Here is a 1,436-nt window from a genome sequence, read left to right as displayed (position 1 = left end):
TTCGATGCTTCTGACTGATGTGTGGGTCAGGTTCGGCCGGGGAGTGCGGGTCGGTGGCGGCCGAGGCTGAGCATCGCGAGGGCGATGAGTGCGTGTGAGGTGTGGAAGCCGAACGCGATTCTGGTGAGGAGTCGGATTCTGGTGTTGACGCCCTCGACGCGCCCGTTGGACAGGTTGTGCTCGATCGCGGTCAGGATCCGGTCGCGGTAACGGCGGATCTTGCGGGCGAGTTCGACGAACGCGGGAATGCGGCATCGACGTGCCCAGGCCAGCCACCGATCCAGCTCGGGTCTGGCTTGCTCGGGTGGCATCTGAAAGACCAGCCGCAGGGCTTCCTTGAGCAGGTAGGCCCGGTACAGGCGGGGATCAGCGGTCGCGATCCACTCGAGCTTGGCGCGTTGGCGGTCGGTGAGGTTCTCGGGGTTCTTCGACAGTGCGAACCGTGAGCCCTTCAGTCCGCGGGCCAGATCACGTCCGGGCAGCCATTGGCTCCGGCGGGCCCATCCGGTCAGTGTGGGTGGGTCGAACCGGGCGAGTCGTCGGGCGTCTTGCCAGGCGTCGATACGGACCCGTGCCAGTGCCTCGTTGGCCCACTTCACGACGTGGAACGGGTCGATGCCGATCACCACGTTGGGGCAGCAGAGGGTGACTTCTTCCTCGATCCAGGACGCGCCGTCGGCCGAGACATGAGTCAGCTGGGCGCACCGCTCGGGTCCGAGCTCGTCGAAGAACGCGCGCAGTGTGGCTCGGCTGCGTCCTTCGCCGGCCCACACCAGCAGGCCGGTGTCGTGGTCGACGACCACGGTCAGGTACTTCATGTTGCGGCGGTAGGAGATCTCGTCGATCCCGATCCGGCTCAGCCCGTCGAGCCCGTCAGTGGGAGCAGCTGCTTCGGCGGCGTCCCAGACCCGGGCGATGATCGCGCCGACGGTGCGCCACGCGATCCGCATCAACTCCGTGGTGGCCGCTTTCGAGGTCTTCGTGGCCAGCCAGGCCACCTGCGCGTCGAAGGTGTGGGTGTGCCCGGCGTCGTGGGCTGCCCAGGGCACGTGGGCGACCACCACGCCGTGCTGGCGGCATCGCACGCGGGGCGCGTCGGCTTCCAGGAACGTCAGGGTGGTGCCCTGGTCCAGGCTGCGCCACCGGCGCCGTCCCCGACCCGTGTCGTAGCGCGGGCAACGTCGTCGACATCGACCGCACCGGTCCCGCTGCCGTGCCATCGGCCGGACGTCAACGACGAGCACGTCACCGTCGCGGCGGACGTTCTCGATCGCGGTGTGTTCAAGCCCCAACAAGCCACGCCATAGGCTGACGAGTGCCACGCCGTTCTCCTGCCGCCCGGTTTTGTTCCTAGACAGCTCGAAACCTAGACAGGGAGCGGCGTGTGCTCGTCAGGACCCGCTCATCCCACCCACACATGCAGCAGAAGAGCCGAA

1 protein-coding gene is annotated in these 1,436 nt (G+C 67.5%); it reads right to left on the bottom strand.

What is annotated here, in order from left to right; genetic code table 11:
- Nucleotides 1-26: 26 nt before the first annotated feature.
- Entirely contained in the window at nucleotides 27-1,322 is a 1,296-nt protein-coding gene (locus ASE20_RS08020; RefSeq protein ID WP_056894056.1) for an ISL3 family transposase, read from the bottom strand.
- Nucleotides 1,323-1,436: the final 114 nt, after the last annotated feature.

This window comes from Nocardioides sp. Root240 (genome assembly GCF_001428825.1).
In the GTDB taxonomy this organism is placed as follows: Bacteria; Actinomycetota; Actinomycetes; order Propionibacteriales; family Nocardioidaceae; genus Nocardioides.
The sequence above is the reverse complement of the archived record's forward strand: the minus strand, read 5'-3'. Positions and strand labels throughout refer to the sequence as shown.